Here is a 17,247-nt window from a genome sequence, read left to right as displayed (position 1 = left end):
TTCCGGGTTATTTGTTCAGCTTAATGATCTGCTTCACGTCGATTTCAAAATCGTTCCACTCTTTATCGACCTTGCCCTGGATTTCAACTTTATCCTGCGGGGTGACGGTCACGCCGTTCCAGCGCTTGTGGTCAATCTCCACGTTTACCGTGCCGGTCTCATCGCGGAAGGTGTAGCGGTCGTCGGACAGACGCTGGGTAATGTTCCCGCGCAGCTTCACCCAGCTGTCATCTTTCATCTCTTTAACCTTCACCGCGGTGGTGAGGTTCGCGTCATTATCAACAAACCCGCCTGTCTGCGCGTGAGTCTGAGTTTGCGTGGCTGACGGGCCGTTAAATCCGCCCTGGGCAGCAAAAACAGGGGCAGTGGTCATCATCATGATGGCAGCAATCGCAGCGAATTTTTTCATATTAACTCTCCCTTTAATCTGGTTTCGCAAACCATTTAACAGGGTAATCCTTAACAACTTCTTAAGGGGAAAATTTATTTATTTTTACTGTACAGCAGACGGATTCAGAGGGTTTACTGACGGCATCAAGGAGGGAATATGCGCATTTTACTGGTAGAAGACGACAAGCTCATTGGCGACGGCATCAAAACGGGCTTAAGCAAAATGGGCTTTAGCATGGACTGGTTTACCGATGGAAAAACCGGCCAGGCCGCACTCTACTCTGCACCTTACGATGCCGTGGTGCTGGACCTGACGCTGCCGGAAATCGACGGTCTTCAGATCCTGCGCGCATGGCGAGAAAGCGGCCGCAGCGAACCGGTATTGATCCTGACCGCGCGGGATGCGCTTAACCAGCGCGTCGAAGGGTTGCGCCTGGGCGCGGATGATTATCTCTGTAAGCCATTCGCGCTGATCGAGGTGGGGGCCCGCCTCGAAGCACTGGTCCGCCGCAGCCACGGCCAGACGCGCAGCGAGCTGCGCCACGGAAAGGTCACTCTCGACCCGACAAGCCTCGTCGCCACGCTGGAGGGGGAAACGCTGACGCTCAAGCCCAAAGAGTTCGCCCTGCTGGAGCTGCTGATGCGCAATGCCGGCCGCGTGCTGCCGCGCAAAGCGATCGAAGAGAAGCTCTACACCTGGGACGACGACGTCTCCAGCAATGCGGTGGAAGTCCACGTCCACCATCTGCGCCGCAAGCTTGGCAGCGAGTTTATCCGCACCGTGCACGGCATCGGCTATACCCTGGGTGACGCATGAAACTGACGCAACGCCTGAGCCTGAAGCTGCGCCTGACGCTCCTCTTTTTAGCGCTCTCCCTGACGGCATGGTTTGCCGCCAGTCTGGTGGCCTGGCAGCAGACGACCCACAAGCTGGATAAGCTGTTTGATACCCAGCAGATGCTGTTCGCCAAACGGCTGCTGACGATGGATCTGGACGAGATCCGTGCCCCTGAGCGCATGCGCGAGATCCCGAAAAAAGTGAAACATGGTCGTCTGGATGACGACGCGCTGGCTTTCGCCATTTATGCCGTCGACGGCAAAATGATCCTCAACGACGGCGAAAACGGGCGCGATATCCCGTATCACTATCGTCGCGACGGGTTTGATAACGGAAGGCTTAAAGACGATAACGATGAATGGCGTTTCTTATGGCTGACGTCACCCGACGGGAAATACCGCGTGGTGATCGGCCAGGAGTGGGAGTACCGCCAGGAGATGGCGCTGGACGTGGTCAGTTCACAGCTCACGCCCTGGCTGGTGGCGCTGCCGGTGATGCTGCTGTTGCTGATTGTCCTCCTGAGCCGGGAACTGAAGCCGCTGAAAAAGCTGGCCCAGACCCTGCGCGCCCGCTCGCCGGATGCCACCGATACTCTGCCGACGCAGGGTGTCCCTGCGGAAGTGCGCCCCCTGCTTGACGCGCTGAATCATCTCTTCGCACGTACCCAGGAGATGATGATCCGCGAGCGTCGTTTTACCTCCGATGCCGCTCACGAGCTGCGCAGCCCACTGGCGGCCCTGAAAGTGCAAACCGACGTGGCGCAACTCTCTCTGGATGACCCACAGGCGCAGGAAAAAGCACTTTCGCAGCTTCATGCGGGGATCGACCGCGCCTCCCGGCTGGTGGATCAGCTCCTTACGCTCTCGCGTCTGGACTCGCTGGACAATCTGGAAGATGTCGAACCCATCACGATGGCCGATTTACTGCAGTCAGCGGTGCTGGATATCTGGCATCCGGCTCAGCAGGCGGGCACGGATATTCGCCTGAACATTCATGCCCCGGAGGTGACACGCACGGGTCAGCCACTGCTGATGAGCCTGCTGGTGCGTAACCTGCTGGATAACGCGATTCGCTACAGCCCGCGCGGCAGCGTGGTGGACGTGACGCTGGATACCCGGAGCTTCACCGTGCGCGACAACGGCCCGGGGATTTCCCCCGAGGCGCTGGCGCGTATCGGCGAGCGGTTTTATCGCCCGCCCGGCCAGGATGCGACGGGCAGCGGGCTGGGGTTATCCATTGTGAAACGTATTGCTGCGCTACATGGACTGCGTGTCTCGCTGAACAATGCGCCGGAAGGGGGGCTTGAAGTCAGGGTCAGCTGGTAGGATATTATTGCGTTTAATGCAAAAGACTTTGCACATTTTGCTCATTTTACCGTCCCGCCCTCGCGCGTAGAATACTCGCCATACTCTCATCGACGAGGACAAATAATGAGCAACATTCTGATTATCAACGGCGCGAAAGAGTTCGCGCACTCGAAAGGCCAGCTGAATGACACCCTGACCGAGGTCGCGGACGGTTTCCTGCGCGACGCCGGGCATGATGTTAAGGTCGTGCGCGCAGACAGCGATTACGATGTGAAAGCCGAAGTGCAGAACTTCCTGTGGGCTGACGTGGTGATCTGGCAGATGCCTGGCTGGTGGATGGGCGCACCGTGGACCGTGAAAAAATACATGGACGATGTGTTCACTGAAGGTCACGGCTCGCTGTATGCCAGCGACGGCCGCACCCGCTCAGATGCGTCTAAAAAATACGGTTCCGGCGGCCTGATTCAGGGCAAAAAATATATGCTGTCGCTCACCTGGAACGCCCCGCTGGAAGCTTTCACCGAGAAAGATCAGTTCTTCGAAGGGGTGGGCGTTGACGGCGCGTACCTGCCGTTCCACAAGGCTAACCAGTTCCTGGGCATGGATCCGCTGCCGACCTTTATCGTCAACGACGTGATTAAAATGCCTGATGTCCCGCGCTATATCGCAGAATATCGCAAGCATCTCGCGGAAATTTTTGCTTAACTGGTAACCTGGAATTAAAGGAGTAGTCACAATGCTTACCGTTATTGCAGAAATCCGTACTCGTCCAGGTCAACATCACCGCCAGGCGGTGCTGGATCAGTTCGCGAAAATTATCCCAACCGTACTGAAAGAAGAAGGCTGCCACGGCTACGCGCCGATGGTGGATGCCGCCACTCACGCCAGCTTCCAGGCGACCGCACCAGACTCGATCATCATGGTTGAGCAGTGGGAAACCGTCGCGCACCTTGAAGCGCATCTGCAGACCGCGCACATGAAAGCGTGGAGTGATGCCGTGAAAGGTGACGTGCTGGAAACCCACATCCGCATTCTGGAGCAAGGGGTTTAAATTTGTGAAATTTGCCGGGTGGCACTGCGTTTACCCGGCCTACAAAACCTGAATCGTAGGCCCGGTAAGCGCCAGCGCCACCGGGCTTTGTTGTTTTTAGCTGCTTTTCTTCCCCGGTTTTAACCCACGGTGTAGCTCGTTAATGCGCTTCATGGACCTGATGGTGCGCTGCGGCTCGGTGGCGGCGACGGATAAAATGAGCATCTCCAGACACAGCAGCACCGTGCCATGGAGCGGAATTTTACCCTTTTCACCGCCGCGCGGGACGTGGATCACTACGCTTGCCTCTTTACTGAAACGTGAATCCAGCGCGTTGGTCAGCAAAATGGTGGGGATGCCCAGACGTTTCGCTTCACGCAGCGTAGTTTGCCCTTCCCGGTGCGCGGATTTCTGCGCCATCATCACCAGCACGTCGCCGCGCTGAAGCGCTATCAGCTGTTCAGCAAGGCCTATTCCGGTGCGATTAAGCGGCGTGGCGGGCAGCCCCATCCGGCTGAACAACCTGGCGGTGTACTCGGCCAGAATGCCGGAGGCGCCAATCCCAAACAGGGCGACCTGCCTTGCCTGTGCCAGCAGTGAGACCGCCTGGGCCATCGCGTAGCGGTTGTGCGGTTGCGACAACACCTCGCAGGTGTGCTGGTGCCCTTCCAGCACAAAATCGATACTCGCATTCACGTCGCTGGTGAGCGTATTGACCGTAGAGGAGATTTTTTCGCTCGAGGTCACCACCGGACCAAACCACTGCTCCAGGGTCTGCTTGAGATCGCGCAGCCCGGCAAAGCCCAGCGCCTGGATCGCGCGAACCACCGTGGCGTCTGACGTTTTAAGCTGCGTGGCGATCTCCATTGCCGTCTGCTCCATCACCGCTTCGCGATTGTCATGAATATAGCGGGCGACCTGCAGCAGACGCGGCGTCAGCTGATGCGCCCGCGCGCGAAAACGTTCGCCATAAACATCCACGCGACCTTTCTCTTTGCGGATCACCGTGATGCCTCCGGCAGCGGACGCCCGGCAATCTGCGACTGCACCTGCGCGGCCATCAGCCCTAACGAGGCGAACGAATTCGGGATGGCCTCCTCGCGTGAGATCAGCACGTAGTGTCCGGTCCGGCAGGCGTTCAGAAACTGGCACCAGCCCGGCATCACGGCATCCATTGCCGCCAGCTCATCCTGCGGTTTTCCGCCGGTGTCCCCACGCCAGGTAGCAAAGACAAAATCGGCATCCAGCTCCGGCAGGCGCTCGGCGCTGACGTCAATGCGCCCTCCGTCCGGGATGCTCTCAATCAACGGCGGGAATGTGAATCCTGCGTCGCGCAGCACGCGTCCAAGCGAGTGGTAGCTGTGCATGGCGTTAATTTTCCCCTGGTTGGCCTGAATGACCGACACGGTGATATGGCGGGTGTCGAGGGTTGCCTTCAGCGCTTTGATTTGTTCCTGATAACGGCGCTCCAGGATTTTCAGCCGCGCCTGCGTACCGGTAAGCTGCGCCAGCTTGCGGTAGATTTCCGGCGCACCGCCGTCGAGGTGATCGATACTCACCGTCGGGGCAATTTTCGCAAGCTGTTCCACCGGCGTATTACGGGTCGGCTCGGTAATGATCAGGTCAGGTTTGGCGGCGGCAATGGCTTCAATGTCGATATCGGCCGTGCCGATAAATTTGATGTCGGAGTTATCGAAATCGACGCCCGTCAACATGCCGCTGGAGCGCAGAAAGTGGCTACCGTCCGGGCGCGTGCGGCCATGGCTTGCGACCGGTGGCACGCCAAGCTCAATCAGCGGAATGGTGATATCCAGATCATGCAGCGAGACGATCCGCTTTGGGTGAAGCGGCACAACAACCTTACGTCCCAAATCGTCGGTAAATGTTTGAGTCGGCTCCGCCGCACTCACTGCAAACCCCACCAGCAACAGCATCGAAAAAAGTACGCGCATTATCGTCCTCTAAAATCTGTCCCGGCGCTGCCAGAGCAGCAGCAGGAAAAACGGTCCGCCAATTAATGAAATGACAATGCCCGCCGGCAGTTGCAGCGGGAGGAATGCCAGCCGTCCAATGTTATCCGCCAGCAGCACCAGCAGCGCTCCCAGCACGGCACTGCCCGTCAGGAGCGCGGTTTGACCACCGCGCAGCAGCAGGCGTGCCATGTGCGGGGCAATCAGCCCCACGAAGCCAATACTGCCCACGCAGGAGACGCAGGCCGCCGTCAGCACCACCGGGGCAAGAACCCGCAGCAGCGCCAGCCGGGTGGTACGAATCCCAAGGCCCGTTGCCGTCTGGTTGCCGAGCAACGCCACGTCTGCAGCCCGGGCGGTAAACAGCAGCAGCGCAAACGCGGGGACAGTCCAGAGCGCGGCCAGCCCCACCAGCGTCCAGTTTGCCGCATGCAGGCTTCCCGCCAGCCACAGCATCGCCGTCTGCACGTCGCGCACGTCAGCAGTGGTGATAAAAACCCCCATTGCCGCGGCAAAGGCCCACGACACGCCAATACCGATCAGAATAAATCGCGGGCGCGAGATATCCCGCGCCAGGGCTATCACCAGCAGCGCGGTGAGCAGCCCCCCGGCCATCCCGACCAGCGGACGCCACGCCAGGCTCAGCGCCGGGAACTGAAAAATCAGCAGCAGTACCGCTGTGCTACAGCCCTCTTTCACGCCGATCAGTCCCGGATCGGCCAGGCCATTGCGGGTGATGGACTGCATGGCCGCCCCTGCCATGCCGAGCATTGCGCCGCACAGGATCGCCATCAGCAGACGCGGCAGACGGATGTCCATCACGATGTAGCGCGTCTCTGTTGTCAGACTTTCAGGCATAAACAGCGCGCGTCCGATGGCGGAGCTGGGAATAGGCAGGGAACCGTGCGTCAGGCCAAAACCGGTCAGCAGGCAGGCGGCCAGCGTCAGGATGGCAAGACACGCCAGCGCCTTTGGACGAACCAGCGCCGAGAAGGTGCCAACGCGCAACGCACGCAGTCCGGCGCGGTTCATTTAAACATCCTCGACGCCATGAAGATAAAGACGGGGGCGCCAACCAGGGCAGTCATGATGCCGGTTGCCAGCTCCCAGGGCGTAAACAGCGTCCGGGCCGCGATATCCGCCAGCAGCAGAACCAGCGCGCCGCACAGCGCAGACAGCGGCACCATCACCCGCAGATCGACCGACACCAGACGGCGAATGAGCTGCGGCACCACAAGGCCAATAAAACCAATCGGCCCGGCGATGGAGACGGCCGCGCCGCAGAGCAGCGCGATAGCCAGCAGAGCGAGCAAACGGGTTTTCAGCAGCGATACGCCAAGCCCCTGCGCCATGTTGTCGCCAAGCGCCAGCATATTGAGCGAAGGCGACAGCGCAAGAGCGAGAACAAAACCGGCGGTGGCGGCCCACAGGGCGCTCTGCAGCGTCTGTGCGTTGACCCCGGCGACATCACCCGCCAGCCAGGTGCGCAGGGAGAGCAGCGTTTGTTCGTCCAGAATCAGCACGGCGGCGGTCACTGACGAGGCAAAGGCCGACATCGCGACGCCGCACAGGGTGACTTTCATCGGCGTGAGTCCGGTCCGCCCGGAAGAGGAGAACACCAGTACCAGCAAAAACAGCGTGGCGGCACCGGCAGCGGCAATAAGCGGCTGCCCCACTGGCAGGGTCAGGCCCAGCGCGCTCGTCAGCACCACCGCCAGCGCCGCCCCGGCATTGAGCCCGAGAATATGCGGCTCAGCCAGCGGGTTGCGGATGACCGACTGTAATAATACCCCCGCCACGCCCAGCGCCGCGCCAACGATCGTGGCCGCCATCAGGCGTAACAGGCGCAGCCTGATGATGATGTTATGGTCGAAATTGTGCGGGTCGAAAGCGAAAAAGGCCTGGGCCACTGTCCAGGGCGGAATAACACGCGCGCCAGTTCCCAGATGGGCAATCGCGCCCGCCGTCAGCAGTAAGACAAAAAGGGTAAACGCCAGAGAGGTGCGGATCATTTTTCAGCGACCTGGCGAAACGGCATAAAGAACGGTTTGCCGGTTAACGGGTTGATGGACATATGCACGTCGACATCGAACACCGCTTTAATAAGCTCTGGCGTACAAACGTCCCCCTCATGCAATACCCCCTCCACCTTTCCCTGGCGTAAAAAGACCAGCGTATCGCCATAGTTCACGGCGAAGTTAAGGTCGTGCAACACCACCAGCACGGTACGCCCGTGCTCACGCGTCAGCGTATGTAGCAGTTCGAGGATCTCTACCTGGTAGCGAAGATCGAGAAAGGTGGTGGGTTCATCCAGCAGGATATACGGCGTTTGCTGCGCCAGCGCCATCGCGATCCAGCAGCGCTGTCGCTGACCGCCGGACAGGCTTTCTACCGGCATATGGGCAAACGCTGCCGTACCGGTCAGGCGCAGGGCCTCTTCCACCGCCAGTTCGTCCTCTTCGCTCCACTGGCGCATAACGTTTTGCCAGGGATAACGCCCGCGCGAGACCAGTTCAAAAACGGTTAACCCTTCCGGCAACAGCGGGGACTGCGGCAGAATGCCAAGCTGACGGGCGACCGCTTTGGTCGGCTGCTCATGAATGGCTTTGCCATCCAGCAGCGCAGTCCCCCCAAGTGGCCGCAGCAGCCGCGCGATAGTGCTCAACAGCGTGGATTTCCCGCAGCCGTTCGCTCCTACCAGCACCGTCATTTTCTGCTGAGGGATCGCAAGGGTGAGCCCATCAATGATGATTTTTTTCTGATACCCCGCAGAGAGGTTCTTCAGAACCAGTCCCGGTTTGTTTGTGTTGTGAGCCACGTGAACGCCAACGTAATGAAAAGCCAATAAATAAAAATAAAACTCATTCTCTTTTGAGAAGTTTGACGCTGCGCCCTGTAGTAGTCAAGCGAAGAAACACCCTGTAAAAACCAGGGGAAAACGGACAAGCAAGCGAGCTCGGATAGCTTTATATCAACTTTATTTTCAATAAATTAACTCTGTCGCCGTTACGCTTTATCTCCTTATTTCTCGCTGTAGTCGATTTATGCTTTTTTCCATTTACTACTACATCTGCTCATGATTGAATGATTCTCAATTACATGTCCGATGCTAGTTCTGGCTAACGGGCAGACCGTAAGGGGCAATGACTCACACATTCTTCCGCGAAACGTCTTTTGCGGAATATTTCGGGATAACAGATGTAATGGCTACGTTCACACCTTCACTCTCTGGGGTAAAAGGGCGCGCGCTCTTTTCACTGCTGTTTATGGCGCCGCTGGTGCAGGCAGCAGACACCACCGCGGCTAAAGACGGCGAAACGCTGACCGTCACGGCCGATCCAACTACTACGGCGGAAGCCACGAATGGCTATCAGCCGCTGAATACCTCCACCGCCACGCTAACCAACATGCCGATGCTGGATATCCCGCAGGTGGTGAATACCGTCAGCGATAAGGTGCTTCAGGATCAACACGCCACCACGCTGGATGAAGCGCTCTACAACGTCAGCAACGTGGTGCAGACCAACACGCTGGGCGGCACGCAGGATGCGTTTGTGCGCCGCGGGTTTGGCGCGAACCGTGACGGCTCGATCATGACCAACGGTCTGCGCACCGTGCTGCCGCGCAGCTTTAATGCCGCAACCGAACGCGTGGAGGTGCTGAAAGGTCCGGCCTCAACGCTTTATGGCATTCTCGATCCCGGCGGGCTGATTAACGTGGTCACCAAACGCCCGGAACAGCGCTTCGGCGGGTCGATTTCTGCCACTTCTTCCAGCTTTGGCGGCGGCACCGGACAGGTTGACGTCACCGGCCCGATAGAGGGCACCCGTCTGGCGTATCGCCTCACAGGGGAATATCAGGACGAGGATTACTGGCGTAATTTTGGTAACGAACGCAGCACTTTTATCGCTCCGTCGCTCACCTGGTTTGGTGATGATGCCACCGTAACCGTGCTCTATTCCCATCGCGACTATAAGACGCCGTTCGATCGCGGGACGATCTTCGATCTCAACACCAAACAGCCGGTAAACGTGGATCGTAAAACCCGCTTTGACGAGCCGTTTAATATCACTGACGGGCAGTCGGACCTCGCCCAGCTCAACGCGGAATATCGTCTCAACAGCCAGTGGACCGCAAAGTTCGACTACAGCTACAGTCAGGATAAATACAGCGATAATCAGGCCCGCGTGATGGCCTATGATTCAAAAACCGGCAACCTGACCCGCCGCGTGGATGCCACCCAGGGATCGACCCAGCGCATGCACAGCACCCGCGCGGATCTGCAGGGGAATGTGGATATTGCCGGTTTTTACAATGAGATCCTGACCGGCGTGTCGTATGAAAATTACGATCTGCTGCGCACAGACATGATGCGCTGTAAGAACGTGAAAGATTTCAATATCTACCATCCGACGTATGGCAACCTCGGCAAATGCACCACCGTGTCGGCGTCCGACAGCGACCAGACGCTCAAGCAGGAGAGCTACTCGGCCTACGCGCAGGATGCCCTGTACCTGACCGACAACTGGATCGCCGTCGCCGGGCTGCGCTATCAGTATTACACCCAGTACGCGGGCAAAGGTCGTCCGTTCAACATCAATACCGACAGCCGCGACGAGCAGTGGACGCCAAAGCTGGGGCTGGTTTACAAGCTCACGCCATCCGTCTCGCTGTTTGCCAACTACTCACAAACGTTTATGCCGCAGTCGTCGATTGCGAGCTACATCGGTGACCTGCCGCCGGAAACGTCGAATGCCTATGAAGTGGGTGCAAAATTCGATCTGTTCGACGGGATTACCGCCAATATCGCGCTGTTTGATATTCACAAGCGCAACGTGCTGTACACCGAGAGCATTGGCGGGGAAACCATCGCCAAAACTGCGGGACGCGTGCGCTCCCAGGGCGTGGAGGTGGATATTGCCGGGTCGCTGACCGAGAACACCAATATCATCGCCAGCTATGGCTATACCGACGCGAAAGTGCTGGAAGATCCGGACTATGCCGGCAAACCGCTGCCGAACGTGCCGCGCCATACCGGCTCCCTGTTCCTGACCTACGATATTCATAATGCGTTTGCCGGGAATACCCTGACGCTGGGCGGCGGCGGGCATGGCGTGAGCCGTCGTTCAGCGACCAACGGGGCGGATTATTATCTGCCGGGCTATTTCGTGGCGGATGCGTTTGCGGCGTATAAGATAAAGCTGCAGTATCCGGTGACGCTGCAGGTGAACGTCAAAAATCTGTTTGATAAGACCTACTACACCTCATCTATCGCCACCAACAATCTGGGTAACCAGATTGGCGACCCGCGCGAAGTGCAGTTTACGGTGAAGATGGAGTTTTGATGTAAAAAAGCCCGGTGGCGCTAATGCTTACCGGGCCTACGATCCATTCCCTCTCCCTGTGGGAGAGGGTTAGGGTGAGGGCATCAGGCCTCAATATCCGCCATATCGCCTTTCTCCTGCAACCAGTTACGACGGTCTTCCGAACGTTTCTTGGCAAGGAGCATATCCATCATGGCGTTGGTTTGCTGTTCGTCTTCGTCGCTGATCGTCAGCTGTACCAGACGGCGGGTGTTCGGATCCAGCGTCGTTTCGCGCAGCTGCATCGGGTTCATCTCGCCCAGCCCTTTAAAGCGCTGTACGTTTGGTTTGCCCTTCTTACGTTTAAGCTGTTCCAGCACGCCCGCTTTCTCTTCTTCCGTCAGCGCGTAGTACACCTCTTTGCCGAGATCGATACGGTATAGCGGCGGCAGCGCCACGTAGACGTGACCGTTTTTCACCAGCGTGCGGAAGTGTTTCACAAACAGCGCGCACAGCAGCGTAGCGATGTGCAGACCATCGGAGTCCGCATCCGCGAGGATACAGATCTTGCCGTAGCGCAGCTGGCTCAGATCGTCACTGTCAGGATCGATGCCGATCGCCACCGAGATATCGTGCACTTCCTGCGAGGCCAGCACTTCATCAGACGAGACCTCCCAGGTGTTCAGGATCTTACCCTTGAGCGGCATGATCGCCTGATATTCGCGATCGCGCGCCTGCTTGGCCGATCCCCCTGCCGAGTCCCCTTCCACGAGGAACAGTTCGGTACGGTTGAGATCCTGCGCGGTACAGTCCGCCAGCTTACCCGGCAGCGCAGGGCCGCTGGTCAGCTTTTTACGCACCACTTTCTTGGCCGCACGCAGACGACGCTGGGCGCTGGAGATGGCCATTTCGGCCAGCATCTCTGCCGCCTGCACGTTCTGGTTCAGCCACAGGGTAAACGCATCTTTCACCACGCCGGAGACAAAGGCCGCGCACTGACGTGAAGAGAGGCGCTCTTTGGTCTGCCCGGCAAACTGCGGATCCTGCATCTTCACGGAGAGCACGTAGGCGCAGCGATCCCAGATATCTTCCGCCGAGAGCTTCACGCCGCGCGGCAGGATATTGCGGTATTCGCAGAACTCGCGCATCGCATCCAGCAGACCCTGACGCAGGCCGTTGACGTGGGTCCCGCCGAGCATCGTGGGGATCAGGTTAACGTAGCTTTCGGTCAGCAGCTCGCCACCTTCCGGCAGCCAGAGCAGTGCCCAGTCCACCGCTTCGGTGTCACCGGCGAAATTACCGACGAACGGTTTTTCCGGCAGCGTCGGCAGGCCGTTTACCGCTTCGCACAGATAGTCATTAAGGCCATCTTCGTAATGCCAGCTCTGCTCGGTGTTGTTAACGTGGTCTTTGAAGGTGATTTCCACGCCAGGGCAAAGCACCGCTTTGGCTTTCAGCAGGTGCGTCAGGCGGGAAACAGAAAAACGCGGGCTGTCGAAGAAGCTTTCATCAGGCCAGAAGTGGACGCTGGTGCCGGTGTTGCGTTTACCGCACGTGCCAACCACCTGCAGATCCTGCACCTTCTCGCCGTTCTCAAACGCGATGTTGTACACCTGACCGTCGCGACGAACGTTAACTTCCACGCGTTTCGACAGGGCGTTGACGACGGAAATGCCTACGCCGTGCAGACCACCGGAGAACTGGTAGTTTTTATTGGAGAACTTACCGCCCGCATGCAGACGACAGAGGATCAGCTCGACGGCAGGCACCCCCTCTTCCGGGTGGATATCCACCGGCATGCCGCGCCCGTCGTCGATAACTTCCAGCGACTGATCGGCATGCAGGATGACGTCAACGCGTTTGGCATGACCCGCCAGCGCTTCGTCCACACTGTTATCAATAACTTCCTGGCCCAGATGGTTTGGGCGCGTCGTATCGGTGTACATCCCCGGGCGGCGGCGAACCGGCTCTAGCCCGGTGAGGACCTCAATGGCATCTGCGTTATAGGTTTGCGTCATGATTTAAACTAGCAATTCGCATTGATTGTCAGTGGCTGTGCAGTCCAAGAAAATCGACAATCTGGGTGAAATGATTCTCAAAGCCCGTGAAAGCATGATTTCCGCCCTCTTCTATAGTCTGGCGGCAGGATGCGTAATACGCCACTGCCTGGCGGTAATCCAGCACTTCATCTCCCGTCTGTTGCAGCAGCCAGATGAGATCCGGCGCTTCAAGCGGGTCGACCTGCATAACTTTGAGATCGTAAATATGGCGTGACTCTAGCACATATTGCTGGCCGGTGTAGGGGTTCTCGTTTTCGCCAAGAAAGTCCCGCAGCAGCTCAAATGGCCGTACCGCCGGATTGACCACAACGGCCGGCAGCATGAAGCATTGCGACAGCCAGGTGGCGTAGTACCCGCCCAGCGATGAGCCGACCACACCGAATGACTCGCCGCCGTGTTCGAGCACAATAGATTCCAGCATCTCCGCGGCCTCCGCAGGATAGGGCGGCAGCTGCGGGATGATCATCTCAACGTCGGGGTGATGCTCGCTCAGCCAGTGGCGAAACTGTGTCGCTTTTGCGGAGCGCGGCGAGCTGTTGAATCCGTGCAGATAAAGGAGCGTAGACATCAGTAGCCTTCTGAAGCGGTATCCGGGCGGAATTTTGCGCCGGTCAGACGACAGACTTCCGTGGTCAGCGTGCCATCGGCATGCAGGTCCAGCCAGCGCCAGCCTGGTGCGATGGTATCCAGCGTAAAGTTGGCGCAGTGCGGTTTAAACTGCACGCAGGTCGACGGCGTCGCCAGCATACGGCGTCCATTCCAGTCGAGATCCTGTTCCTGATGAATATGTCCGCACAGCAGGTTTTTTACCCGCGGGAACTTCGCCAGTACGTGATCCAGCGCCGCAGAGTTGCGCAGGCTGTGTTGATCGAGCCAGCTGCACCCCGCGGGCAGAGGATGATGATGAAGCAACAGCAGCGTATGACGTTCAGGCTCAGCAGCCAGTTTGGTCTCCAGCCAGTCGAGTTGAAACTCGCTTAACTCACCGTGCGGAACGCCGAATACCTGACTGTCCAGCAGCAGGATCTGCCACTGTTCACCCGCAAAAACACATTTCGCCGGAGAAATGCCCGCATCCTGAAGAGAACTGTACATCGCCGGCTGGAAATCATGGTTTCCAGGCAGCCAGACGCAAGGCACGCTAAAGCTCGCGATGCCTTCAGCGAAATGCTGGTAGGCCGCGGAGGATTGATCCTGCGCCAGATCGCCGGTTGCGACAATCAGATCGCATGCACGATTTTCAGCGTGAATGGCGCTAAGTACCGCCTGATAACTCTCCCAGGTATTGACCCCCAGCAGCGTCTCATGCTTTTCGGCAAAAAGGTGGGTATCGGTGATTTGTAATATCCTGACTGGCGCCCCACCAGCAACAGTCAGGTTCAACAGGCTTTCCAAATGGTGTCCTTAGGTAGGTTTATGACGCTAACAAACCGGAATCGCCATTGCTCCATGTGCTAAACAATACCTTAGCCAGTCGGCTAAAAACTGGTTAATTTGATGCTTTTCGTCGCGTTGATGCAACTTTTTATTCGGATAATCATACCGCGCCTTGAAACGAAAGATCTGCTGACTTGAACACACTTCAGCGACCATCGCGTCGTGATAGAGGCGCACCGTCATCGACGGCAGGCTCCAGTAACTGATGCTGGGGGCCGTTTGCTCAATCTCCACCAGCGTAGTGTAGCGCGTTGATTCTGTTATCGTTAACCGATACTGCGCATTGCTCACCTGATAGCTTACCGTTTCGCCGGGTGCGTCGTTTCTCGGCAGCAGGCGGCGCAATTGTGCGAAATTGGTTTCGCACAGGCGCATCATTTCTGGGAAGTCAGGCGTATAGCGCTTCATTTTTTCCACTCGTTTCGTAATGTCTGATAATGCAGCTGTAGCCATTGCAGGGCGATGACAGACGCTGCGTTGTCGATTTTCCCCTCTTCTACCCACTGATAAGCCTGTTCCCGGCTCACCACATGAACCCGAATATCTTCGTTTTCATCTGCCAGACCGTGGATCCCTTCCGCCGTCGTGGCGTCCACTTCGCCAACCATAATGGACAAGCGCTCGCTGGTGCCCCCCGGGCTTGCCAGATAGCTCAACACCGGTTTGGTGCGGCCCACCACCAGCCCCGCCTCTTCCAGCGCCTCGCGCCGGGCGACGTCCTCGACCGACTCACCTTCTTCGATCATCCCGGCCACCATTTCCAGCAGCCACGGGCTTTCACTGACGTCATAAGCGGCGATGCGGATCTGCTCCACCAGCACAACTTCGTCACGCACTGGGTCAAAGGGTAGCAAGACTGCCGCATGGCCGCGCTCAAAAATTTCGCGTCGGATTTCGCCGCTCATTTCACCGTTAAACAGGCGATGCCGGAAACGGTAAAGTTCCATCGAAAAAAAACCGCTATAAAGCGTTTCTCGTGCAATAATTTCTACATCGTTTTTGGCGAATGTCACGGGCAACTTTTCTGGTTTTTGCATGAGTCGGGTCCTGGTAGCAATAGTGATGAAATGATGAATTTCAAGGCTGTTTGGCTGCCGTTTGTAAGGCTCTATGGTAGATTGGTGCAAATTACCGCCAGATGGCACGTAACGCCAACCTTTTGGTGTGGATGATTCTGTTAGAATCGGCAATTATTTTTTAATTAGATCAGCGCTAATACTGCTTCACAACAAGGAATGCAAATGAAGAAATTGCTCCCCATCCTTATCGGCCTGAGCCTGACGGGCTTCAGTGCAATGAGCCAGGCGGAAAACCTGTTACAGGTCTACCAGCAGGCACGTCTGGGCAACCCTGATTTACGTAAATCAGCGGCCGATCGTGATGCTGCGTTTGAAAAGATTAACGAAGCACGTAGCCCACTGCTGCCGCAGTTAGGCTTAGGTGCAGATTATACCTACAGCAACGGTTTCCGCGACGCTAACGGCGTTAACTCCAATGCTACCAGCGCCTCACTGCAATTGACACAAACGCTGTTTGATATGTCCAAATGGCGCGCCCTGACCCTGCAGGAAAAGAGCGCGGGCATTCAGGATGTGACCTATCAGACCGACCAGCAAACGCTGATCCTGAACACGGCCACAGCTTACTTTAACGTGCTGAGCGCGATCGACGCGCTCTCCTACACCGAAGCGCAGAAACAGGCCATTTACCGTCAGTTAGATCAAACCACCCAGCGTTTCAACGTGGGTCTGGTGGCGATCACCGACGTGCAGAACGCCCGTTCACAGTACGACACCGTGCTGGCCAACGAAGTGACCGCGCGTAACAACCTCGATAACGCGCTGGAATCCCTGCGTCAGGTCACCGGGAATTACTACCCGGAACTGGCCTCCCTGAACGTGGACAACTTCAAAACGGATAAACCGCAGGCGGTTAACGCCCTGCTTAAAGAGGCGGAAAACCGCAACCTGACGTTGCTGCAGGCGCGTCTGAGCCAGGACCTGGCCCGCGAGCAGATTCGTCAGGCACAGGACGGCCACCTGCCAACCCTGAGCCTGAGCGCGTCTACCGGTGTTTCTGACACGACCTACAGCGGCTCTAAAACCAATTCTGCCCAGTATGACGACAGCAATATGGGTCAGAACAAAGTGGGTCTGAGCTTCTCCCTGCCGCTGTATCAGGGCGGTCAGGTCAACTCTCAGGTGAAACAGGCGCAGTACAACTTTGTGGGCGCGAGCGAGCAGTTGGAAAGCGCGCACCGCAACGTGGTGCAGACCGTGCGTTCTTCCTTCAACAACGTGAACGCGTCGATCAGCAGCATCAACGCCTATAAACAGGCCGTGGTGTCTGCACAGAGCTCCCTGGATGCGATGGAAGCGGGTTACTCCGTCGGTACACGTACTATCGTTGACGTGCTGGACGCGACCACCACGCTGTACAACGCCAAACAGCAGCTCTCCAGCGCTCGTTACCAGTACCTGATTAACCAGCTGAACATCAAACAGGCTCTGGGTACGCTGAACGAGCAGGATCTGCAGATGCTGAACAGCGCGCTGGGCAAACCGGTCTCAACTTCTCCGGACAGTGTTGCACCAGAGAACCCGGAGCAGGTAGCCGCGGTTGATAACTTCAACGCTGACAGCAGCGCGCCTGCTGCACAGCCAGCCGCTGCGCGTACCACGACGTCCGCCAGCAAAGGCAATAATCCGTTCCGTAACTAAGCATTGCCCGATGGCGCTTCGCTTATCGGGCCTACTGAATCGTAGGCCGGGTCAGCGCAGCGCCACCTGGCGCAAAATCACACCTGAACGTAAGCCAACGTAAAGATCCCCCTGATTCCGCCCCTCTTCGCTTCATTTTCAACCACTCATCCTCTATCCTGAGCGTTATTACCACTGGGTCCTGGAAGACAA

General features: G+C 57.6%; 17 protein-coding genes. 6 read left to right on the top strand and 11 right to left on the bottom strand.

The window, feature by feature from the left end; translation table 11 throughout:
• Positions 1–7: 7 nt before the first annotated feature.
• Positions 8–409: a YgiW/YdeI family stress tolerance OB fold protein gene (locus GM298_RS08495; RefSeq protein WP_025758490.1), complete on the bottom strand. Its 402-nt coding sequence runs from the start codon at positions 407–409 to the stop codon at positions 8–10.
• Positions 410–547: 138 nt separating this feature from the next.
• Here GM298_RS08495 and qseB point away from each other — a divergent pair, with 138 nt between their 5' ends.
• The 4 genes from qseB (at position 548) to GM298_RS08475 (ending at position 3,586) form a co-directional block, all read left to right on the top strand.
• The gene (qseB, locus tag GM298_RS08490; RefSeq protein ID WP_266153940.1) at positions 548–1,207 is read left to right on the top strand and encodes a quorum sensing response regulator transcription factor QseB; all 660 of its coding nucleotides are present in this window, start codon (positions 548–550) and stop codon (positions 1,205–1,207) included.
• Positions 1,204–2,553: a quorum sensing histidine kinase QseC gene (qseC, locus tag GM298_RS08485; protein WP_088244375.1), complete on the top strand. Its 1,350-nt coding sequence runs from the start codon at positions 1,204–1,206 to the stop codon at positions 2,551–2,553. The genes qseB and qseC overlap by 4 nt, the downstream gene beginning before the upstream one ends.
• A gap of 105 nt (positions 2,554–2,658) precedes the next feature.
• Entirely contained in the window at positions 2,659–3,240 is a 582-nt protein-coding gene (locus GM298_RS08480; RefSeq protein ID WP_008502985.1) for an NAD(P)H-dependent oxidoreductase, read from the top strand.
• A 31-nt stretch (positions 3,241–3,271) separates the two neighbouring features.
• Positions 3,272–3,586 carry a putative quinol monooxygenase gene (locus GM298_RS08475; RefSeq protein ID WP_025758496.1) on the top strand — a complete coding sequence of 105 codons (315 nt, stop codon included), beginning with the start codon at positions 3,272–3,274 and terminating at the stop codon, positions 3,584–3,586.
• Positions 3,587–3,682: 96 nt separating this feature from the next.
• On the opposite strand, the gene GM298_RS08470 is transcribed toward GM298_RS08475, so the two are convergent.
• Genes GM298_RS08470 through GM298_RS08450 form a run of 5 tightly spaced genes read right to left on the bottom strand, consistent with a single transcriptional unit; the run spans position 3,683 to position 8,353 of the window.
• A complete protein-coding gene (locus GM298_RS08470) occupies positions 3,683–4,570 on the bottom strand; it encodes a MurR/RpiR family transcriptional regulator (protein ID WP_047959473.1) in 888 nt (295 codons plus the stop codon).
• Complete coding sequence (locus tag GM298_RS08465) at positions 4,567–5,517, bottom strand: iron-siderophore ABC transporter substrate-binding protein (RefSeq protein WP_266153939.1); 951 nt, start codon at positions 5,515–5,517, stop codon at positions 4,567–4,569. Before GM298_RS08465 ends, GM298_RS08470 begins: the two co-directional genes overlap by 4 nt.
• 9 nt (positions 5,518–5,526) lie before the next feature.
• On the bottom strand, positions 5,527–6,567 hold the full coding sequence (locus GM298_RS08460) for a FecCD family ABC transporter permease (RefSeq protein ID WP_266153938.1): 1,041 nt from the start codon (positions 6,565–6,567) through the stop codon (positions 5,527–5,529).
• Positions 6,564–7,547 (bottom strand): FecCD family ABC transporter permease, encoded by a 984-nt coding sequence (locus tag GM298_RS08455; protein ID WP_266153937.1) that lies wholly within the window; start codon positions 7,545–7,547, stop codon positions 6,564–6,566. The genes GM298_RS08460 and GM298_RS08455 overlap by 4 nt, the downstream gene beginning before the upstream one ends.
• Entirely contained in the window at positions 7,544–8,353 is an 810-nt protein-coding gene (locus tag GM298_RS08450; RefSeq protein ID WP_266153936.1) for an ABC transporter ATP-binding protein, read from the bottom strand. The genes GM298_RS08455 and GM298_RS08450 overlap by 4 nt, the downstream gene beginning before the upstream one ends.
• 385 nt (positions 8,354–8,738) lie before the next feature.
• On the opposite strand from GM298_RS08450, the gene GM298_RS08445 reads away from it, so the two are divergent.
• Positions 8,739–10,880 carry a TonB-dependent siderophore receptor gene (locus GM298_RS08445; protein WP_266153935.1) on the top strand — a complete coding sequence of 714 codons (2,142 nt, stop codon included), beginning with the start codon at positions 8,739–8,741 and terminating at the stop codon, positions 10,878–10,880.
• An 83-nt stretch (positions 10,881–10,963) separates the two neighbouring features.
• Here GM298_RS08445 and parE read toward each other — a convergent pair whose 3' ends face one another.
• The 5 genes from parE to nudF are packed head-to-tail and all read right to left on the bottom strand — an operon-like array spanning position 10,964 to position 15,372.
• The gene (gene parE / locus GM298_RS08440; RefSeq protein ID WP_266153934.1) at positions 10,964–12,856 is read right to left on the bottom strand and encodes a DNA topoisomerase IV subunit B; all 1,893 of its coding nucleotides are present in this window, start codon (positions 12,854–12,856) and stop codon (positions 10,964–10,966) included.
• Between the two features lie 28 nt (positions 12,857–12,884).
• On the bottom strand, positions 12,885–13,466 hold the full coding sequence (gene yqiA / locus GM298_RS08435; RefSeq protein ID WP_045285909.1) for an esterase YqiA: 582 nt from the start codon (positions 13,464–13,466) through the stop codon (positions 12,885–12,887).
• A complete protein-coding gene (gene cpdA, locus GM298_RS08430; RefSeq protein ID WP_045285910.1) occupies positions 13,466–14,293 on the bottom strand; it encodes a 3',5'-cyclic-AMP phosphodiesterase in 828 nt (275 codons plus the stop codon). The genes yqiA and cpdA overlap by 1 nt, the downstream gene beginning before the upstream one ends.
• Before the next feature lie 27 nt (positions 14,294–14,320).
• Positions 14,321–14,743 carry a DUF1249 family protein gene (locus GM298_RS08425; RefSeq protein ID WP_003862516.1) on the bottom strand — a complete coding sequence of 141 codons (423 nt, stop codon included), beginning with the start codon at positions 14,741–14,743 and terminating at the stop codon, positions 14,321–14,323.
• Entirely contained in the window at positions 14,740–15,372 is a 633-nt protein-coding gene (gene nudF, locus GM298_RS08420; protein ID WP_025758512.1) for an ADP-ribose diphosphatase, read from the bottom strand. Before nudF ends, GM298_RS08425 begins: the two co-directional genes overlap by 4 nt.
• A gap of 204 nt (positions 15,373–15,576) precedes the next feature.
• Here nudF and tolC point away from each other — a divergent pair, with 204 nt between their 5' ends.
• Positions 15,577–17,055: an outer membrane channel protein TolC gene (gene tolC / locus GM298_RS08415; RefSeq protein ID WP_094918780.1), complete on the top strand. Its 1,479-nt coding sequence runs from the start codon at positions 15,577–15,579 to the stop codon at positions 17,053–17,055.
• Positions 17,056–17,247 lie beyond the last annotated feature (192 nt).

This window comes from Enterobacter sp. HSTU-ASh6, from assembly GCF_026319105.1.
GTDB lineage: Bacteria > Pseudomonadota > Gammaproteobacteria > Enterobacterales > Enterobacteriaceae > Enterobacter > Enterobacter sichuanensis.
The sequence above is the reverse complement of the archived record's forward strand: the minus strand, read 5'-3'. Positions and strand labels throughout refer to the sequence as shown.